This is a genomic window from Bordetella sp. BOR01 (assembly GCF_019218885.1).
In the GTDB taxonomy this organism is placed as follows: Bacteria; Pseudomonadota; Gammaproteobacteria; order Burkholderiales; family Burkholderiaceae_B; genus Bordetella_A.
The window spans coordinates 178,459-195,950 of record NZ_JAHUWT010000005.1; the positions used below are offsets into that span (position 1 = coordinate 178,459).

16 protein-coding genes are annotated in these 17,492 nt (G+C 65.3%); 8 read left to right on the forward strand and 8 right to left on the reverse strand.

Annotated features, from left to right (window positions below):
* Positions 1 to 21: 21 nt before the first annotated feature.
* The 7 genes from KW845_RS26220 to KW845_RS26250 are packed head-to-tail and all read right to left on the reverse strand — an operon-like array spanning position 22 to position 6,636.
* On the reverse strand, positions 22 to 999 hold the full coding sequence (locus tag KW845_RS26220) for a hydroxyacid dehydrogenase (RefSeq protein WP_218372336.1): 978 nt from the start codon (positions 997 to 999) through the stop codon (positions 22 to 24).
* On the reverse strand, positions 999 to 2,282 hold the full coding sequence (locus KW845_RS26225) for a Zn-dependent hydrolase (protein ID WP_218372337.1): 1,284 nt from the start codon (positions 2,280 to 2,282) through the stop codon (positions 999 to 1,001). The genes KW845_RS26220 and KW845_RS26225 overlap by 1 nt, the downstream gene beginning before the upstream one ends.
* A 4-nt stretch (positions 2,283 to 2,286) precedes the next feature.
* The gene (locus KW845_RS26230) at positions 2,287 to 3,084 is read right to left on the reverse strand and encodes an aspartate/glutamate racemase family protein (protein ID WP_218372555.1); all 798 of its coding nucleotides are present in this window, start codon (positions 3,082 to 3,084) and stop codon (positions 2,287 to 2,289) included.
* Positions 3,084 to 3,878, reverse strand: coding sequence for an aldolase/citrate lyase family protein (locus KW845_RS26235; protein ID WP_218372338.1), 795 nt, complete (start codon positions 3,876 to 3,878; stop codon positions 3,084 to 3,086). The genes KW845_RS26230 and KW845_RS26235 overlap by 1 nt, the downstream gene beginning before the upstream one ends.
* Positions 3,875 to 4,669 carry a creatininase family protein gene (locus KW845_RS26240; RefSeq protein ID WP_218372339.1) on the reverse strand — a complete coding sequence of 265 codons (795 nt, stop codon included), beginning with the start codon at positions 4,667 to 4,669 and terminating at the stop codon, positions 3,875 to 3,877. The genes KW845_RS26235 and KW845_RS26240 overlap by 4 nt, the downstream gene beginning before the upstream one ends.
* 39 nt (positions 4,670 to 4,708) lie before the next feature.
* Positions 4,709 to 5,653, reverse strand: coding sequence for a tripartite tricarboxylate transporter substrate binding protein (locus KW845_RS26245; protein WP_218372340.1), 945 nt, complete (start codon positions 5,651 to 5,653; stop codon positions 4,709 to 4,711).
* Between the two features lie 20 nt (positions 5,654 to 5,673).
* A complete protein-coding gene (locus KW845_RS26250; protein ID WP_218372341.1) occupies positions 5,674 to 6,636 on the reverse strand; it encodes a tripartite tricarboxylate transporter substrate binding protein in 963 nt (320 codons plus the stop codon).
* 321 nt (positions 6,637 to 6,957) lie between these two features.
* Between KW845_RS26250 and KW845_RS26255 the strand changes: the two genes are divergently transcribed.
* The 7 genes from KW845_RS26255 to KW845_RS26285 all read left to right on the forward strand — a co-directional run bounded on the left by KW845_RS26255 (position 6,958) and on the right by KW845_RS26285 (position 13,111).
* Entirely contained in the window at positions 6,958 to 7,857 is a 900-nt protein-coding gene (locus KW845_RS26255) for a LysR family transcriptional regulator (protein WP_218372342.1), read from the forward strand.
* Positions 7,858 to 8,007: 150 nt separating this feature from the next.
* On the forward strand, positions 8,008 to 8,922 hold the full coding sequence (locus KW845_RS26260; protein WP_218372343.1) for a dihydrodipicolinate synthase family protein: 915 nt from the start codon (positions 8,008 to 8,010) through the stop codon (positions 8,920 to 8,922).
* A gap of 148 nt (positions 8,923 to 9,070) precedes the next feature.
* On the forward strand, positions 9,071 to 9,700 hold the full coding sequence (locus tag KW845_RS26265) for a TRAP transporter small permease (protein WP_218372344.1): 630 nt from the start codon (positions 9,071 to 9,073) through the stop codon (positions 9,698 to 9,700).
* Between the two features lies 1 nt (position 9,701).
* Positions 9,702 to 10,967 (forward strand): TRAP transporter large permease, encoded by a 1,266-nt coding sequence (locus KW845_RS26270; RefSeq protein ID WP_218372345.1) that lies wholly within the window; start codon positions 9,702 to 9,704, stop codon positions 10,965 to 10,967.
* A gap of 64 nt (positions 10,968 to 11,031) precedes the next feature.
* Entirely contained in the window at positions 11,032 to 12,030 is a 999-nt protein-coding gene (locus KW845_RS26275; protein WP_218372346.1) for a TRAP transporter substrate-binding protein, read from the forward strand.
* 56 nt (positions 12,031 to 12,086) lie between these two features.
* Positions 12,087 to 12,758, forward strand: coding sequence for a GntR family transcriptional regulator (locus KW845_RS26280; RefSeq protein ID WP_218372347.1), 672 nt, complete (start codon positions 12,087 to 12,089; stop codon positions 12,756 to 12,758).
* A 134-nt stretch (positions 12,759 to 12,892) separates the two neighbouring features.
* Complete coding sequence (locus KW845_RS26285) at positions 12,893 to 13,111, forward strand: dodecin (protein ID WP_218372348.1); 219 nt, start codon at positions 12,893 to 12,895, stop codon at positions 13,109 to 13,111.
* A 64-nt stretch (positions 13,112 to 13,175) separates the two neighbouring features.
* Here KW845_RS26285 and KW845_RS26290 read toward each other — a convergent pair whose 3' ends face one another.
* Positions 13,176 to 15,026, reverse strand: a complete 1,851-nt coding sequence (locus KW845_RS26290; protein WP_218372349.1) for a PhoX family phosphatase — start codon at positions 15,024 to 15,026, stop codon at positions 13,176 to 13,178.
* A 353-nt stretch (positions 15,027 to 15,379) separates the two neighbouring features.
* Here KW845_RS26290 and KW845_RS26295 point away from each other — a divergent pair, with 353 nt between their 5' ends.
* Positions 15,380 to 17,491, forward strand: a complete 2,112-nt coding sequence (locus tag KW845_RS26295; protein ID WP_218372350.1) for a hydantoinase/oxoprolinase family protein — start codon at positions 15,380 to 15,382, stop codon at positions 17,489 to 17,491.
* Position 17,492: the final 1 nt, after the last annotated feature.

Below are 17,492 nucleotides of genomic sequence, written 5' to 3' on the forward strand. Positions count from 1 at the left end.
TCCTTATATGTCTCGAATCATTCAGCCTTGGCCGCGCCGGTGTTCCCAGACGCCGGGCGTGACCAGATGGGCCGGCCGCCGGCCTTGCAGCGCGTCGATGACCTGGCCGGCCACCGCGCAGGCGGTGCGCGCCAGCGCCTCTTCGGTACTGCCGCCCGCATGAGGGGCCAGCACGACCTGGGGCATATGCAGCAGCGGATCGTCGGTGGGCGGCGGTTCGTGGGCAAACACGTCCAGGCCGGCGCCGCCCAGCCGGCCCGATGCCAGGTGGCGGGCCAGGGCGGCATCATCGACCAGGCCGCCGCGTGCGGTATTGATCAGGATCGCGCCGGGTTTCATGGACGACAGCAGGGCATCGTCCAGCAGGGGGCCGGCCCCTGGGCGCGATGGACGATGCAGTGAAAGAATGTCGACACCGCCGACCAATGCCGCCAGGCTGTCGACCGCGACGCAGCCGGCCGCCGCGATATCGCCTGGCGGCACCGACGGGGAATGCACGCGGACCGCCATGCCGAAGCCGCCCACCGCCATGCGCGCCAGCAGGCGGCCGATCTGGCCGAAGCCGACGATGCCCAGGGTCAGGCCCGACAGTTCGCGCAGGCCGGGCTCGTAGCGGATGTTCCAGTTGCCGTTGCGAACGGCATGGTCGAATGCCACTGTGCGCTTGACCAGCGCCATCATCATCGACAGGGCCAGTTCCGCCACCGAGTGCGCGTTCGCGCCGGGCGTGCTGACCACCGGGATGCCCAGCCGCTCGGCGGCGGCCAGGTCGATCATGTTGGTGCCTGCACCATGGTTGCCGATGACGCGCAGCCGGGTGGCTGCCTCGATGGCGCGCGCGTCCAGGCCCGCATTGCGCGTGATGACGGCGTCGCAGTCGGCGATGGCCTGGGCCACATCGGCCATCGATGGGGAAGCCGGCGTGGCGCAGGCGATGCCGGCCGTGCGCAGCATGGCCAGGCCCTGTTCATGAATGGGTTGAACGATCAGGCATTTCATCAGGAGCCTCGGGGATACTCGGTAGAAGGACAATCATCGGCCAGGATGTCGGACAGCAATTGCGCGGCGACTGCGAAGTCTGGCATATCCATGGCTTCCTGGGGGTTGTGCGAGCCGTGCCGGTTGCGCACGAAGATCATTGCGGTGCGCACGCCTTGTTGCGCGAACACCGCAGCATCGTGGCCGGCCCCGCTGGGCATGGCCGGTGCGGCAATCCCGCGATGCTGCGCCAGCGTGGCCAGCCGCGCGATCAGGCCCGCGTCCATGGCGGCGGGCAGCGAGCCGGTCCTGGGGCCGAAGTCGACATGGGTCGAGGTGGCCTGCGCAACGGCCTCGGCCCGTGCGCGCAACAGCCGGTCGAACCGTTCGAGCAGCGCGGGGCTGATGCTGCGCACATCGATGCAGCAATCAAGTTCACCGGCGACCTTGCTGAAAGCGTGTTGTTCCGGGTTGGTGGACACCTGGCCCACGGTGACCACCAGGTCTTCGCCGAACGCCTCCAGTGTTTCCCAGGCCCGGTCCAGTTCCGCCATCCACAGCGCCGCCGCGCGTACCGCGTCGCGCCTGTGGCGGCGGGCCACGGCGCCGGAATGGGCATATTCGCCGGTCCAGCGCATCGTGCGATAGCGCAAGCTGCCGCGGATGCCGGTGACGATGCCGGCCGGCGTGCCGGTGTCGACCAGGGTCGGGCCTTGCTCGATGTGCAGCTCGACAAAGCGGTCGATCCGGGCGGGTTGCAGCGCCGCCTGTCCAAAGCCGGCCGGGTCGATCGACAAGGCGGCCAGGTGCTCGCGCAGCGGCCGGCCAGTGTCGGCGCGGCGCAGGTCCAGCGTGGCCGCCTCGACCAGGCCGAACGCTGCCTTGCTGCCCAGGTAAGAATAGGGAAACCAGGTGCTTTCTTCGGCGCGGATGGCCATGACGGTGACATCGGCCTGGGGCTGGTAGCCGGCGGCGCGCCAACCTGCCAGCACCGCCAGTCCCGCGATCACACCGGCCGCGCCGTCGAAGTTGCCGCCGGCGGGTACCGAGTCCAGGTGCGAGCCGGTCATGCGCACGGGCCGGTCCCGGTCGCGTCCGGGCAGCGTGATGTAGAGGTTGCCGCTGGTATCGGTGCGGGTCTCCAGGTCCAGCGCGTGCGCGGCCGTGCGCAGCAGGTCATGGGCGCGCTGTTCGCCGGCGCCGAAGGCGTCGCGCGTGACGCCCAGGCCGTCGAACGACTGTGTACGCAGCGTGTCCAGCAGACGGGCCGCCAGGTCGATATCGGGATCGGGGGCTCGATTCATCGGATCAAGCCAGCGAATAATCCGCGCGGCTGATGGGGGCCAGGCAGTCGGCCAGCAGCCGGCCGTACCCGGGAATGGCGCATGACAGGCCCAGCAGGCGCAGGCAGGCCCAGAAGGTTGCCTGGTTGCTGGTGACGACGGGCTTGCCCAGTTCGTCTTCGATGCGGGCAATCATGTCCAGGGTCGCCAGGTTGGTGCACGACAGGAAGATGGCGTCGGCCTCGGGGCGATCGATGGCACGCGCCAACTGGAACGTGGACTGGGGGGGAACGCGGCCGATGTCGCGCCGTTCTTCCTGGGTATGGCCCAGGTCCAGGCCCTGGATGGACACGACCTCGAAGCCGTATTGTTCAAGGAAATCGCGCTCGCGCTGATTGACGAAATCGATATAGGGCGTGCCTACCGCAACCCGCCTGGCCCCCAGCGCGCGCAGCGCGGCCACGGCGGCGCCGGCGGTGGCGATGGCCGGTACGCCGACCCGTGCGCTCATGCCGTCGCACAGCTCGTCCAGCGAGCAGACAATCGAACCCGATGTGCAGCCATACGCCACCACGTCGACTTCGGCCGTCTTGATCAGGTCGGCCGCCTCGAGCACGCCTTCGGCCATGCGGTCGTAGTTTTCCTGAGTAGCGGCGCCGGCATTGATCGCGCGGCCCGTGTGGATAGTGACGCCTTCGGGCGCCAGCCGGTAGAACTCGGGCTCGTTGATCGTGTTGGTCGAAGGCACGATCAGGCCGATCTTGGCGCGCCAGGCATAGGGCCGGTACTGCGCGGTGGTTTTCATCTGGGTCTGGATGGGCATCATGCGGTCTCCTCGCGTGCTGCCAGGCGCTTCAAGCCCGAAGCGGCCTGGCTGAATGTGTTGAACAAGGCGTTGACGTCATTGCTGAACGGCATCCAGCGGATGCCGCGCGCCAGCCAGCGTTCGGCCGCGCCCAGGTCCTGGCAACTGAAGCCCCAGGCGATGCCGTGCCGGTCGCACGTGGCAATGACGTGTTCGACGGCTTCCTGGTACAGGGGGTGCTGCATGTCGCCCGGGATGCCGAGGTCTTGCGTCAGGTCGTCCGGCCCGATCATGACGGCGTCCAGGCCGCGAACTGCGCAGATGCGGTCCAGGTTGTTCAGCCCGACCCGGGTTTCGGCCATGGCGATCGTGACGGTATTGGCGTTGATCTCGGCGGCCTGGGACAAAGGCGACGACAGCTTGATGTAGTCGGTGTGCGGGCCGCGCATGTTCAGGATGCGTTGGCCATCGGGGTAGTACTTGGTGTATCGCAGGATCTGTTCGAGCTGTTCCGGGGTCTCGATATTGGGCAGCAGCAAGCCCATTGCACCCGCGTCCAGCGGACGCGTGTAGTCGTGCGAGTCGGAACCGGCGGGGCGCACGATGGGCACGATACCGGCTTCGCGGGCCACCAGGCACAGCGTGGCGACCTCGGCGATCGAGAAGTCGCTGTGTTCCATTTCGATCAGCACGAAGTCCAGCCCGGTCGTGGCCAGCAGCTTCATGAAGCGGGGGTGGTGCACCATGGTTGCCCAGGTGCCGAACACGGGTTTCTGCTGGTTCCAGGCCTGCTTGATGGGGTTCTGTTTCACGATGCTGCCTCTTCCGATACAAACGACATGGTGCTGAACTTGAGCGCGGCCTCGCTCATGTAGTCGAGCGCGGCGTTCCAGATGGCGTGCCCGAGTTCGGCCGTGGCCTGGGTGGGGTCGCCCTGGGTGCCGATCGGCGCGTAATCGCTGATATCGCTGAACACCGCGAAGCTGGACTTGCCGAACGACACTTTGCCGCTGCTGACGGTATTGACGCCGTCCGTGAACGGGCGCAGCGACTCGGTGGCGCGCGCGCGATCCATGAATACCAGTTCGGGGAACTTGGCCAACGCCACCGAGGTCACCATTTCGGAGGCATGGCCGCTGGGCGAGCGCTTGGTCTTGAAGCTGCCGCCCGCCACATCGCGCATGATCGAGAACACGTCTATCAGGCCCCCCACCGCGCCGTAGTTGCGGCGCAGGTGGCGGCATACGCTTTCGATCGGCCCGAGCGAACCCGCGTGGATGTTGATGAAGAAGAAATGGCGGAAGCCCTGGCCGGCCAGGGCGTCGCCCATCTCTTTCAGGTAGCGCTCGACCGTATTCATTTCCACCGACAAGGTGCCGGGGTAGTCCAGGAACATGGCCGAGTAATTGACGGGCACGATGGGCGTGACGGCCAGGCCGGTGCGTTCGCCGACCTCGGTCGCGATCGACTCGCAGATGCGCAGCTCGGTGCCCGTGGCCAGGTGGGAACCGTATTGCTCGACGGCGCCCACCGGGATCAGCACGGTATCGCTTTCGGCCAGATAGGCGCGGATGTCATCGTAGGGGTGTTGGTCTGTTCGCATAGTGAAAGGCTTGGAAAAGGGTGAAGGACAAGAGCGGAGTCATTGCTGCCACGGTTGCACCGACCACAGTTCGCGCAACTGCCGGTCGACCGCTTTCAGGTTCTGGATGTATTCATCGCGCTTCAGGTAGCGCAGCGGCTGGAACGAATTCCTGGCCCGGGTCAGGTAGGTCTGGTCGTGGTTGCATTCGTCTACGGCCCGGGTCAGGTGGGCCACGACTTCGGCGGGCATGCCGCGCGGCCCGGCCAGCCCGCGCATCGAGCCGCCGATCACCTCGTAGCCGGCCTCATGGAAGGTGGGAATGCCGGGCTCCTGTTCGGAACGGGCCGGGCCCATGATGCCCACGATGCGCCAGGGCTTGCCGTTGGCGAACGAGATCGCCTCGCCCAGGTTGGCCATGGTGCTGTCCACCACCTTGCCCAGCAGCGCCACGCTGGCGGGGGCGGCACCCTGGAACGGCACGGCGGTGAGCTTGATGCCGGCGGCATGTTCGAGCGACAGCGCCGAGATATGCCCGGCCGAGCCCACGCCTTGGGTGCCCACGGTGATTGCGCCCGGCTTGGCCCTGGCCGCCGCGATCAAGTCCTGGATCGAATGGATCGGGTTGTCGGCATGCACGCTGATGGTGCCGGGGTCTTCCACCAGGTTGGCGATGAAGTCGAAGCTCTCCAGGGTGTAGGACGTCTTGCGTTCGATTGGCAGGCTGATCACGCCCGGCGTGTTGACCAGGCCGATGGTGTAGCCGTCGGGTTCGGCCCGGGCCAGCGCGCTCAGGCCGATGTCTCCCGATGCGCCGGGCTTGTTGACGACGACGATGCGGGCCGAGTCGATCTTGGTTTCCATGCAGGCGGCAATGGTGCGGGCGGTCAGGTCCGACCCCGCGCCGGCCGGAAACGGCACGATCAGGTTGATGGGATGCTCTGGGTAGGCTGCCGCGCAGAGCGAGGGCAGGACGAGCAGGGCGCAGAAAAAGGTTTTTTTCATGATCACGGATTCCTGGGGATTCAACGGTTCCAAGGGGATGCTTTCCACAGGGCCTCGAACTGCGTGCGCTGTTCCCTGAGGGCCCTGCCGTACTCGTCTCCGGAAATCACCCTGACGTCCTGTTCCGCCTTGCGCGCGTCCTCTAGAAACTGGGGATCGCTGGCGGCTTTTGTTATTAATGCGGCAACTTGCTGGCGGCGCTGGGCCGCCATGGCCGCGGGCGCGCCCACGCCCCGCAGCGAGCCCCCCTGCAGCGCATAGCCGGCTTCGGCGAAGGTCGGCAGCGCGGCAGCCGTGGCCGAGCGTGTTGCCTTCATCACGCCCAGCGTGCGCCAGGGCGAACCCTGGGCGAAAGCCAGCGCTTCGCTGAGATTGGCGGCGGCCACATCGATCTGCCCGCCGATCAGGGCGGTGCGCACGTCGGCCGTTCCCTTGAACGGGATATGGCGCAGCTTGATGCCGGCCGCCTTCTCGAACATCAGGACGGCGATATGGCCGGCCGAGCCGATGCCGGCGGTACCGTAGGTGAGCCCGTCCGGATCCCGCCGGGCGGCCTCGACCAGGTCGGCGATGGAACGGATGTCGCGCCCGGCATGCACGCTGAGCGTGGCGGGGTCGTCGACCAGGTTGGCGAGCAGGTCGAACGAGTCCAGCCCGAACTGGGCTTGCCGTTCGATCGGAATGGTCAATACGTTCGGCGTGTTGATGATGCCCAGGGTGTAGCCGTCGGGCTCGGCCCTGGCGACATAGCTCATCCCGATTTCGCCGCCTGCACCGGGCTTGTTCAGCACCGTGACGGGCTGGCCGGCATGTTTTTCCAGCGCCCGGGCGTACAGGCGGGCGGTCAGGTCGGTACCGCCTGCGGCGGTGAAGGGCACGACCAGTGTGATGGGGCGGTCGGGATAGACCTGGGCGAATGCGAGCGGGCACGCGGCAACGGCAAAGGTTGCGAGCAGCCCGGATAAAACGCGGAAGCGGCGCATGGTTCCTCCGGAAAGGAAGGTGGGAATGGCGTACTTGCGCTCAACCCATGCTTACCCCGGCCGCTGCGCCGGGATTGCCGCGTTCATGCCCAGACTCGAAAAATAGACCTGCGTCATGATGAATACCCCTTGTAATTTTGATAAGTCTTTGAATTTATGCAAAAACTTTTGCCTCGTCCGTGTTGTTGGACACGTCGGGCGATAGTTGGCATCGACGAACAAAGAACATTTCCGTCTAGCCTGATGAGAATGGTATATATAGATTTGCTAGATAAAAAACTCTATTTTTTTGTGTGACTCACAAATATTGTTTGTGTTTTCATGTTGAAAGAACTCCGCACCCTGGTCGCCGTCGCCAAGCACGGCAGCATTACCGCCGCCGCCCAGCACATCGGCCTGACCCAGGCGGCCGCCAGTGCGCAGATACAACGGCTGGAAGAGTCGTTGCAGGCATCCTTGTTCGACCGGGGCGGTCGCCAGGTGCGGCTGAATGCGGCGGGGGTCGATGCCGTGGCACGCGCGGCGCAGATTCTTGATCTTTACGACGAACTGTGCGGCCAGTCCCAGCGCGCAAGCCTGCGCGGCCATCTACGGCTGGGGGCCATCCAGAGCATGCAGCGCCAATATCTGCCCCGCATCATCCAGGCGCTCATTGGCGAATATCCCGACGTCAGCACGCATCTGGAACTGGGCGGCTCGCTGCCGCTCTTGACCTTGGTGGACCACGGCAAGCTGGACGCGGCGCTGGTCGTCAAACCCGTTTTCGCCTTGCCACCCGAACTGAAGTGGGTGCCCCTGCTGCGGGAACCGTTCAAGGTGGTTTGCCCCGTGGGCGAGCCCGGCGACGACTGGCGGCAGATACTGAAGACCCTGCCGTTCATCCGCTACGACAGCGCGTCGTTCGGCGGGCGCGTGGTCGACCGCTTCTTGCAGGGCCATCGGCTGGTGCCCAGGTGCCAGATCGAATCCCAGGACGTGGATGCCATCCTGGAGATGGTGGCCTCGGGGTTGGGCGCGGCACTGGTGCCCATCAAGGGCCTGGGCCGCCATCAGGACCAGGTGCGCGTCATCGACCTGGGCGAACACCAGTTTCACCGGGAAGTCGGCATGGTGCATTCGGCGAACCAGCGGCAGGCAGAACTGGTGACCCAGCTGGTGCGCATTACCTGCGAGCAGGTGCGGACCTCGCCGTTTGCCCATCCGCTGCTAGAGCGGAATTGAACCGCGCCGCGGCAGGGGCGGAAGTGGACGCAGTCATGGAAAACCTTAATGGCGGGCCGTGCTGTTCATGGTAGTCTAAGATATCCTAAATATATTAGTAGGATATCAACAGGCACTGCCACAGTTCAACCCCGTGCATAAGGAGCGCGCATGAACGCCACCCGCTGGACCGGCATCTTCCCGGCCATTACGACCAAGTTCCACGCCGACGAAAGCATCGATGCGGCCGGCACCACCAAGCATATCGATTTCCAGATCCGCAACGGCATCCATGGCGTGGTGACATGTGGCTCGCTGGGCGAGGCCAGCACATTGTCGCTGGAAGAAAAACTGGATGTGACCCGCATTGCCCTGGAAGCCGCCGACGGGCGGGTTCCGGTGCTGGCCAATGTGTCGGAAACCAGCACGCGCGATGCACTGCGGTATATCGACGGGGCCAACAAGCTGGGCGTGGCGGGCTTCATGGTGATGCCCTCGGTGATCTACGTGGCCGATGCGCGCGAAGCCATGCAGAACGTGCGCGCCATGGCCGAGGCCGCCCAGAAGCCGGTGATGGTCTACAACAACCCGGTGGCGTATCGCGTCGACCTCAAGCCCGAGCACATGCTCGAGCTGGCCGACTGCAAATGGGTCGAGGCCATCAAGGAGAGCACGGGCGATATTCGCCGCGTGACCGACCTGCGCAATGCCCTGGGCGATCGCTATCAGATCTTCATGGGTGTGGACGACCTGGCCTACGAAGGCCTGGCGGTGGGCTGCGACGGCCTGCTGGCCGGCGTGGGCTGCGCCTTCCCGCGCGAGACCGTGGCGCTGTTCGACCTGATGAAAGCCGGCGAGTTTGCCGAGGCCCTGGCGCTGTATCAGTGGATGACTCCGCTCTTGCACCTGGACGTGTCGACCAAGCTGGTGCAGAACCTGAAGCTGATCGATGCGCTGGTGGGCGTGGGCTCGGAACATGTGCGCCGTCCGCGCCTGCCCTTGGTTGGCGAAGAGCGCGCCTATGTCGAAAGCGTGGTCAAGAAGGCGCTGGCCGGGCGCCCGGAGCAATACCGCTCGGTCATGTAGTACGGAACAAGCCTCCGCCAGGAGGCTTTCTTCATTCTGCCAGGGCAGGGCGCCAAGTAAGGGAAATAACCAATGCCTGGCCAACTGGTTTTCCCGCAGAATTAAATATATTTCAAATATCTGATAAAGATACTCGGAGTGATTCCCGATGGCCGACCTGGACCATGAACCGCCCCACGCAAGTGCGGCAGCGCCGGTGCGCTGGATAGTCAATGCATCGGAATTGGTGCTGCGCATCGAGCGGCGCCTGCTCAGCGGGCTGATGGGGCTGCTGGTGGCATTGGTGCTGGTGAACGTGGTCACGCGCTACGCGGGCGCGCCGATCTACTGGATCGACGAGGCATCGGTGTATGCCATGGTGTGGCTGACGTTCGTCGGGGCGTCGATCATGACGCGGCTGCGCCTGGATTTTTCGGTGGGCATGCTGACCGAGAAACTCAGTGCGCGCGGGGTGCGCATTGCACGTGTGATTTCGACCTCGTGCGTGCTGTGCTTCGGCCTGGCCCTGGTCTGGATGTGCTGGGCCTGGATGGATCCGGCCGGCATTGCCAGCTATGGCTTCGACGCGCATGCCTATGCGGCCGACTCGTTCAACTTTCTGTACACCGAGCGCACCCAGACCCTGAACTGGCCGGCCTGGATGCTGCGGATGGCGGTGCCGTTGTTCGCGGCATGCCTGACGCTGCATGCGCTGACCAATCTGTTCGAAGACCTGGGTTGGGTGCCGCGCCAGCCGCGTCGCGATTTTCCCGTGGCCAGCCCGGATATGGTGAACTGAGATGCTGACCTCGATTTTCTTCCTGGCCGTGCTGATGGTGGGCGTACCCATCGGCGTGTGCCTGTGCCTGTCGGGCCTGGTGTATATCTTCGGCACCGGCAATACCGTGCTGCTGCAGTCGTTTCCCATGCAGATGTTCGCGGGGGTCGACAGCTACGGGCTGATCGCCATTCCGCTGTTCATCCTGATCGGCGAGATCATGAACAATGGCGGCATCACGCGGCGCCTGGTCGAGCTGGCCATGGCCTTCATCGGCTCGGTCAAGGGCGGGCTGGCCTATGTGAACGTGCTGGCCAACGCGCTGGTGTCGTCGATTATCGGTTCGGCCACGGCCCAGGTGGCGGTGATGTCGCAGACCATGGTGCCCGAGATGGAACGCCAGGGTTACGACAAGACGTTCGCGGCCGGCCTGACGGTGTACGGCGGCATGCTGGGCTCGATCATTCCGCCGTCGGTGATGTTCGTGGTGTACAGCGTGCTGGCGCAAGTGGCCGTGGGCGACATGCTGATCGCCGGCATCCTGCCCGGGTTGCTGCTGACCGTGCTGTTCTTCATCATCATCGCCGCGCTGGGCATGGTGTATTCGTATCCGCGCAGCGAACGGCGCAGCCTGCGCGAACGCGCCACCATCGTGCTGCGCGCCAGCCCCACGCTTTCCATTCCCGTGATCATCGTCGGCTCGATCGCCGGCGGGCTGGCCAATCCCACTGAAGCCGCCGGCGTCGGCGCTCTGGCCGCCGCGCTGGTGGGGCGCTACGTGACCGGCGAGTTCCGCTGGCGCATGCTGCCCGACATCATGCTGCGGTCTGCCATCTATGCAGCCATCGTGCTGTTCCTGGTGGCCGCGGCGGCCGTGTTTTCCTGGCTGCTGATCTACGGCAAGGTGCCGCAGATGGTGGCCGCATGGATCCAGACCGTGGCCGCCACGCCACTGGCTTTCCTGCTGATCGCCAACCTGATCCTGCTGATCATCGGCACGGTCATCGACGGTATTCCGGGGCTGATCATGACGGTGCCCATCCTGCTGCCGGTGGCTACCGGCATCTACGGCATCGACCCGATCCATTTCGGCGTGGTCGTGGTGATCAACCTGGTGCTGGGCCTGATGTCGCCGCCGGTGGGGCTGTGCTTCTTCGTGGCGGCAGCGGTAACGGGCGCCAAGCCAGGCAAGATGTTCATCGTGACATTGCCGTTCTTCCTGGTGTGCTGCGTCGCGCTGGTGCTGCTGTCTTTCTTCCCGTCGCTGTCCTTGGCCTTGCTCAAGTAGGCGGCAGGGGCTTTCTACGCTGTCTGTTGTTTTCTCTTATACAAATCAACCACAGGATCGCGTCATGACTACTTATTCCCGCCGCCGTTTCATGCAAACCGCCCTGGCCGCCACCGCGGCCCCGATGATGCTCACGTCTACCGCGCGGGCCGCGTCGGCGCGCGAATTCCGCCTGGGCGTGATCACGCCCGCGGGGCATTCCTGGAATCGCGCGGCAGAGGCCTTCGGCGAGGCGCTGAAAAAAGAAACCGATGGCCGCCTGAGCGTCACCGTGTTCCATTCGGGCCAGTTGGGCAATGAGCCCGCCATGATGCAGCAGTTGCAGACCGGCGCCCTGGACATGGGCTGGATCCAGGCCGCCGAACTGGGTTCGCGGGTCGACAGCGTGGCGGCCATCAATGCGCCGTACCTGGTGCGCTCGACCGACAGCGTGGCCAAGCTGGTGCGCACCCCGCAGGCGCTCAAGCTGCTGGAAGTGCTGCCGCGCGAAACCGGCACCATCGGGCTGGGCTGGGGCATTACCGGCATGCGCGTGGTGTTCGCGACGCGCGACATCAGTACGCCCGAAGATCTCAAGGGCCTGAAGCTGCGCATCAACCCCACGCCCGTATACCGTGATTTCTACCAGTTGTTCGGCGCCGCGCCCACGCCCATTCCCACGCCCGCCGTGTTCGATGCCATGACCAACGGCCAGGTAGACGGCCTGGAGGCCGACGTCGAGTTTTCATGGAACCAGCGGTTCGACAAGGTCTCGAAGACGCTCTTGCCCATGAATGCGCTGTTCATGCCTTTCGCGCCGCTGATGTCGGGGCGCGTCTGGAAAGACCTGGATGCCAAGGACAAGGAGCTGATCCGGGGGCTGGTGGCGCAGGCGCTGGACGCGCAGATCAACGATATCGTCACCACCGAGAAGGGGCTGGTCGAGAAACTCAGGCAAACGCCCATCGCGTTCAAGAGCGACGCGGGCTACGATCCGCAGGCGGCTATCGCGCAATTCGACAAGATCTGGCTGCCCAAGGCGCCGCAGATCGCCGAGTTGCGCAAGGTTGGCGCCACCCTGTAAATTCCTGCGCACACCGGCCCCAGCGGGGCCGGCCGCATTCCGGTACGCTTTCGTCCATGACCAAAACTCCCGCTTCCGCGCCGGCCCGCTTGCCCAAGCGGCGAGCCGCCGATCTTGCGTACGACAAGATCGAAACCTTGATCTCCAAGCTGGAGATCGCGCCGGGCAGCCCCGTCATCGAAGCCGAGCTGGCCGAAATGACCGGCCTGGGACGCACGCCGGTGCGCGAAGCGCTGATGCGCATGGTGTCGATCGGGCTGATCGTGCAGCAACCGCGCCGGGGGCTGCTGGTGTCCACCATCGATGTCATGGAACACCTGGACGTGCTGGCCACCCGGCGCGTGCTGGAACAACTGATTGCCGCCAGCGCGGCCCGGCGGGCCACCGACAATCAGCGCAAGGCGCTGGTGGCCTGCGCGCGCAAGATGATGAAGGCCGCCGACCGCGGCAATCTCGACGACTACATGACCGCCGACCAGGAACTGGACCACGTCAACCACGAGGCCTGCCGCAACAAGTCGGCCGTGAAGGCCGTGGTGCCGCTGGTGGTGCAATGCCGCCGCTTCTGGTACGCCTACCAGTACGAAGGTGAGATCACCGAAGGCGCGGCCGCCCACCTGGCCATGGCCGAAGCCATCGCCAGCGGCAAGGCCGCCGATGCCGTGGTGGGCGCCAACCGGCTGATGGACTATCTAGAGCTGTTCACGCGGCGGGTGATCGATACCTAGGTAGCCAGGCGGCACGCCGCTTGCTTATAGGCAGGGGTGCCGGGGCGTGCCACAATGGTTCGACCCGGCCAGCACGGGCCGGGCTGGCGCTACGCCGCCCTGGCATGTCGCCACTTTCTTGCGGGAGACGAACAATGTCCAACAGCCACGTCTACAAACAGATCGAACTGGTGGGGTCGTCCACCAAGTCGTCCGATGATGCGATCGTGCAAGCGATTGCACGCGCCTCGGACACCTTGCGCAACCTGGACTGGTTTGAAGTGACCGAAGTCCGCGGCCATATCAAGAACGGCAAGGTCGCGCATTGGCAGGTAGGGCTGAAAATCGGCATGCGCCTCGAAGAAGGCGACTGATTGCCGGCTTCGTGCGGCAAGGCAGGGCGGCGCCTTGCGGCGCTGCCCTGCCTTGTTGCCCTGATCAGGCGCCGACCGGCTTGCCGTCTTCGCGGCGTACCACCACCGTGGCCGAGCGCGCGTCGCCGCCGCCCGCCCGCACGGTGTTCCATGCACCGTTCGGATGCTGGATGTTGATGAAGAACGTGGTCAGGTCCTCGTTATAGGCGATGCCGGTGATTTCGCAGCCCACCGGGCCCACCAGGAAGCGCTTGGATTCGCCGGTCTCCTGGTCGATGTAGAACATCGCGTTGTGGCCGAACTCGGCGGCGCTGGTGGCGCCCGAGTCGGTCTGCACCCACAGGCGGCCCTGCGTGTCGATGCGGATGCCATCGGGGCTGGAGAACGTGTCGCCGTTGATGTTGCCGGTGACGTTGGCGTCTTTGCCTTCGGACTCGCCATAGCCTGCCAGCAGCAGCAGACTCCACTCGAAAGTGGTGGCCAGGGGCGAATCGGCGCGCTCGTTCCAGCGCACGATGTGGCCGTGCGAATTGTTGGTGCGCGGGTTGGCCGCGCTGGTGCGGCGCCGGCTGCCGTTGTTGGTCAGCGTGCAGTACAGGGTCTTGTCGGTGCCCACGGTGATCCACTCGGGGCGGTCCATCAGCGTGGCGCCGGCAACACGGGCCGCGGCCTTGGTGTTGATCAGCACGTCGGCTTGCGAGTTGAAGTCGATCAGCGTCTGGGCGGGCAGCGAGCCGGGCGCAACCTGGGTGTAGTTGCCCGGGTCGACGGCGCCGGCGGTCAGGCCGTTCTTGCCGACCGTCAGCTCGATCCAGTTGCCCGAGCCATCGTCGTTGAAACGCGCCACGTACAGCGTGCCTTCGTCCAGCAGGCCGGTATTGTTGGCACGGTTGGCAGGATCGTAGGGACGGCTGGGAATGAACTTGTAGATGCAGCCGGGCGTGCCATCATCGCCCATGTAGAAGGCGACGCGGTTGTTTTCGTCCAGCATGTAGGCGGTATTCTCATGGTCGAAGCGGCCCATGGCGGTACGCTTCACGGCCGTCGAGGTCGGCTGGTACGGATCGATCTCGACAACCCAGCCATAGCCTTCTTCGGGCTGGCTGTTGTCCCAGTAGTTGTCGGTGGTTTCTTCGCAGGTCAGGTAGGTGCCCCAGGGCGTCGGGCCGCTGGCGCAGTTGTTCAGGGTGCCCACCACGGTGGCGCCGACGGCCGCCGCGGCGGGGCCGCTGACGTCGTAGACCGTGTTGCCGCTGTAGCGCTTGTTGTACGACGAATTGGCGTTGACCGACCATTGGCCGTCGTCGGCACGCGCGATTTCGATGACTGACACGCCCACGTTCGACAGGTTGGTCTTGGTGGCGTCCGTGCCCAGGTCCAGCGTGGCGCCATCCACGTTCTCGTGGTTGAGCACCAGCAGGCCGCCCTTGCTGGGGTCCACGCCTTCCAGCGGATAGAAGTGCATGCCGTCGTGCTGGCCGCCGGCCTGGTTGTCGGTGGCGGGATACGACTGCGGGATGCCGGTGTAGCCCAGCGAACCGATGGCGCACTTGTCGCCGGCCGAGTACAGCACCTCGGCCACGTAGCCTTCCGGAACGAGCACGGTGTCGGGCGTCAGGTTATCGGCCAGGGGCGTGAAATTCACCGAATAGTCGGGGCCGGCGGGGTCGGTGCCGCCGCCGTTGTCGCCGCCATTGTCGCCGCCGGGGGCGTCATCGTCGTCATCACTGCTGCTGCCACAGCCGGCAAGCGTTGCGCCAAACACAGACAGCAGCGACAGGCCCACGCTGTTCTTCAGCAGGGTACGGCGAGCGGGGTTCGCGGCGACGATCTCGTCGAACATCTGGCCGGGTACCGTGATCTCTCCCTGTGCTTCGCGGCGCGGGGCGCGCAACTTATCTGTTAAGTAGGACATTTGAACCTCTTGGATTGATGAGGGGAATATTCAGGTGACTTTCAGCAAAACCGGGCAGAGATTAAGGGTGCTGTATGACGAGATGATTGCTGCCGCCCGTGGCGCATGCCGGAAGCGGCATGGGCAAAGGGGGGCGATCAAGCCGTGCTTGCCCTTGCGCCGGGTACGGCGGGACGCGGCGGCAGGCGGTATAAGGGTTATTGCTGACCTAGCCTGGCTTGCCCTAATCCTCGTTATTACTTGTTTGTCATTGCCGCTGCAGGTGGCCGATCATGGTTTCTCTGGAGGCAGGCCGCACCTGGCGGATCGTCCTGCCGGATCCGGTATCCCAGCAGATCAGTCATAGGCAATACATGAGCGATACGAAGCAGGCTTGCAGGGCAGGCGTCGACATAGGCGGCACGTTCACCGACGTTGCGCTGGAACACGAAGGGCGCCTGTACGCCGCCAAGGTCCTTACCGACTACGAAAAGCCTGAACGGGCGATTGTGCAGGGCCTGAAGCTGGCAACCCAGGAGGCAGGCATCGCGCCCTCGGCGATCAGCGCGATCGTCCATGGCACTACCCTGGCGACCAATGCGCTGATCGAGCGCCGCGGCGCGAAGACCGCCTTCATTACCAGCGCGGGCTTTCGCGATGTGATCGAAATGCGCAACGAAGGGCGCTTCGAACAGTACGACCTGGCCATCCAGCTGCCTGCGCCCTTGATCCCGCGCTGCGACCGCTTTCCGCTGCAGGGCCGCCTGGATGCCGGCGGGCGTGAATTGGTGGCGCTGGATGTGCCGGAACTGGACCGGATCATCGAGGCGATCCGTGCCGGCGGCTTCACGAGCGTGGCTGTCGGCCTGATGCACAGTTATCGCAATGGCGAGCACGAGCGCCAGGTGCGTGACCGGCTGCTGGGTGCGGTGCCCGGGGTCGCGGTGTCGATTTCCTGCGAAGTGTCGCCGCAGATCCGCGAGTTCGAGCGGTTCAATACGGTTTGCGCCAATGCGTACGTAAAGCCCCTGATGTCTTCGTACCTGAACCGCCTGGCCAGTGCCTTGCAGGCCGAGGGCATGGCGTGCCCGCTGTACATGATGCATTCCGGCGGGGGCCTGATGTCGCTGGCCAGTGCGGCCCAATTCCCGGTGCGCCTGCTGGAATCCGGGCCGGCCGGCGGGGCGATCTACGCCAGCCATGTGGCGGCCCGCTATGGCCTGGATCGCGTGCTGTCTTTCGACATGGGCGGCACTACCGCCAAGATCTGCCTGATCGAAGACCTGCATCCCAGCACGGCGCGCACCTTCGAAGTGGCGCGCACCTATCGTTTCAAGAAAGGCAGCGGCATGCCCATTTCGATTCCGGTGATCGAAATGGTGGAGATCGGCGCCGGTGGTGGCTCCATCGCCCATGTGGACGACCTGAAACAGGTGCGCGTGGGCCCGGAAAGCGCCGGGTCCGAGCCAGGCCCCGCGTGCTATGGCCGTGGCGGCGAGCGTCCCGCCGTGACCGATGCCGACCTGGTCCTGGGCAAGCTCGATGCCCGGCGCTTTGCGGGCGGCACCATCACGCTGGATACCGAGGCCGCGCGCCGGGCTTTGCAGCGCCACGTGGCCGATCCGCTGCAAAGCGTGACGGTACAGGCCGCTTATGCGGTGGCCGAGATGGTCGACGAGAACATGTCCAACGCGGCGCGCATGCACGCGGTGGAAAGTGGCCGCGATCTGGGCGAATACACCATGATCGCGTATGGCGGCGCCGCGCCGCTGCATGCGGCGCGCCTGTGCGAGAAGCTGGGCATGGAACGCCTGCTGGTCCCGCCGGGCGCGGGAGTGGGCTCGGCGATCGGGTTCCTGCGTGCGCCGTTCGGCTATGAGTCGCTGCGCAGCGCGGTCATGCGGCTGAGCCAGTTCGACGTGGACACGGTCAACGGCATGATCGAGGAAATGAACCAGGAGGTGGCCGGCTTCCTGCGCGAGACGAGCCATACCGGGCAGGCCGTGCGCGAACTGCGCGCCTACATGCGCTATGCGGGCCAAGGCTGGGAAATCCCCGTCGACGCGCCGACGGGCACCCTGGACGCCTCGGGGCTGGAGGCGCTGCGGGCCAATTTCGTGCGGGCCTATACGCAACTGTTCGGCCACGAGGTGGCGGGGCTTGACGTGGAAGTGGTGAGCTGGGCCCTGTCGCTGCGCACCGAGACGCCGCCGCCCGAGCGAGTGTCCTCGAGCGCCGGCGCGCAAGCCGGCACGAGCGCGACGCATCCTCCCATCGACCGGCGCGAGGTATTCGACGCCAGGCTCGGCGAGTTCCTGGATTGCGCCATCTACGAGCGTGCCAGCCTGCCGCGCGACGTGCGCCTGGATGGCCCGTTGATCGTGACCGAGCGCGAAACCTCGACCTATGTCAGCCCGAGCTACGGCGTCGTCCTGCAGCAAGACGGCTGCCTACTCATTCAACGTCAGCAGAAAGAAGGTGTGTGAC

What these genes read in the sequence shown, in the direction of transcription:
- KW845_RS26220 (WP_218372336.1), bottom strand. Translation starts at nt 999, where the DNA reads ATGAAATGCCTGATCGTTCAACCCATTCATGAACAGGGCCTGGCCATG.
- KW845_RS26225 (WP_218372337.1), bottom strand. Translation starts at nt 2,282, where the DNA reads ATGAATCGAGCCCCCGATCCCGATATCGACCTGGCGGCCCGTCTGCTG.
- KW845_RS26230 (WP_218372555.1), bottom strand. Translation starts at nt 3,084, where the DNA reads ATGCCCATCCAGACCCAGATGAAAACCACCGCGCAGTACCGGCCCTAT.
- KW845_RS26240 (WP_218372339.1), bottom strand. Translation starts at nt 4,669, where the DNA reads ATGCGAACAGACCAACACCCCTACGATGACATCCGCGCCTATCTGGCC.
- KW845_RS26245 (WP_218372340.1), bottom strand. Translation starts at nt 5,653, where the DNA reads ATGAAAAAAACCTTTTTCTGCGCCCTGCTCGTCCTGCCCTCGCTCTGC.
- KW845_RS26250 (WP_218372341.1), bottom strand. Translation starts at nt 6,636, where the DNA reads ATGCGCCGCTTCCGCGTTTTATCCGGGCTGCTCGCAACCTTTGCCGTT.
- KW845_RS26255 (WP_218372342.1), top strand. Translation starts at nt 6,958, where the DNA reads ATGTTGAAAGAACTCCGCACCCTGGTCGCCGTCGCCAAGCACGGCAGC.
- KW845_RS26260 (WP_218372343.1), top strand. Translation starts at nt 8,008, where the DNA reads ATGAACGCCACCCGCTGGACCGGCATCTTCCCGGCCATTACGACCAAG.
- KW845_RS26265 (WP_218372344.1), top strand. Translation starts at nt 9,071, where the DNA reads ATGGCCGACCTGGACCATGAACCGCCCCACGCAAGTGCGGCAGCGCCG.
- KW845_RS26270 (WP_218372345.1), top strand. Translation starts at nt 9,702, where the DNA reads ATGCTGACCTCGATTTTCTTCCTGGCCGTGCTGATGGTGGGCGTACCC.
- KW845_RS26275 (WP_218372346.1), top strand. Translation starts at nt 11,032, where the DNA reads ATGACTACTTATTCCCGCCGCCGTTTCATGCAAACCGCCCTGGCCGCC.
- KW845_RS26280 (WP_218372347.1), top strand. Translation starts at nt 12,087, where the DNA reads ATGACCAAAACTCCCGCTTCCGCGCCGGCCCGCTTGCCCAAGCGGCGA.
- KW845_RS26285 (WP_218372348.1), top strand. Translation starts at nt 12,893, where the DNA reads ATGTCCAACAGCCACGTCTACAAACAGATCGAACTGGTGGGGTCGTCC.
- KW845_RS26290 (WP_218372349.1), bottom strand. Translation starts at nt 15,026, where the DNA reads ATGTCCTACTTAACAGATAAGTTGCGCGCCCCGCGCCGCGAAGCACAG.
- KW845_RS26295 (WP_218372350.1), top strand. Translation starts at nt 15,380, where the DNA reads ATGAGCGATACGAAGCAGGCTTGCAGGGCAGGCGTCGACATAGGCGGC.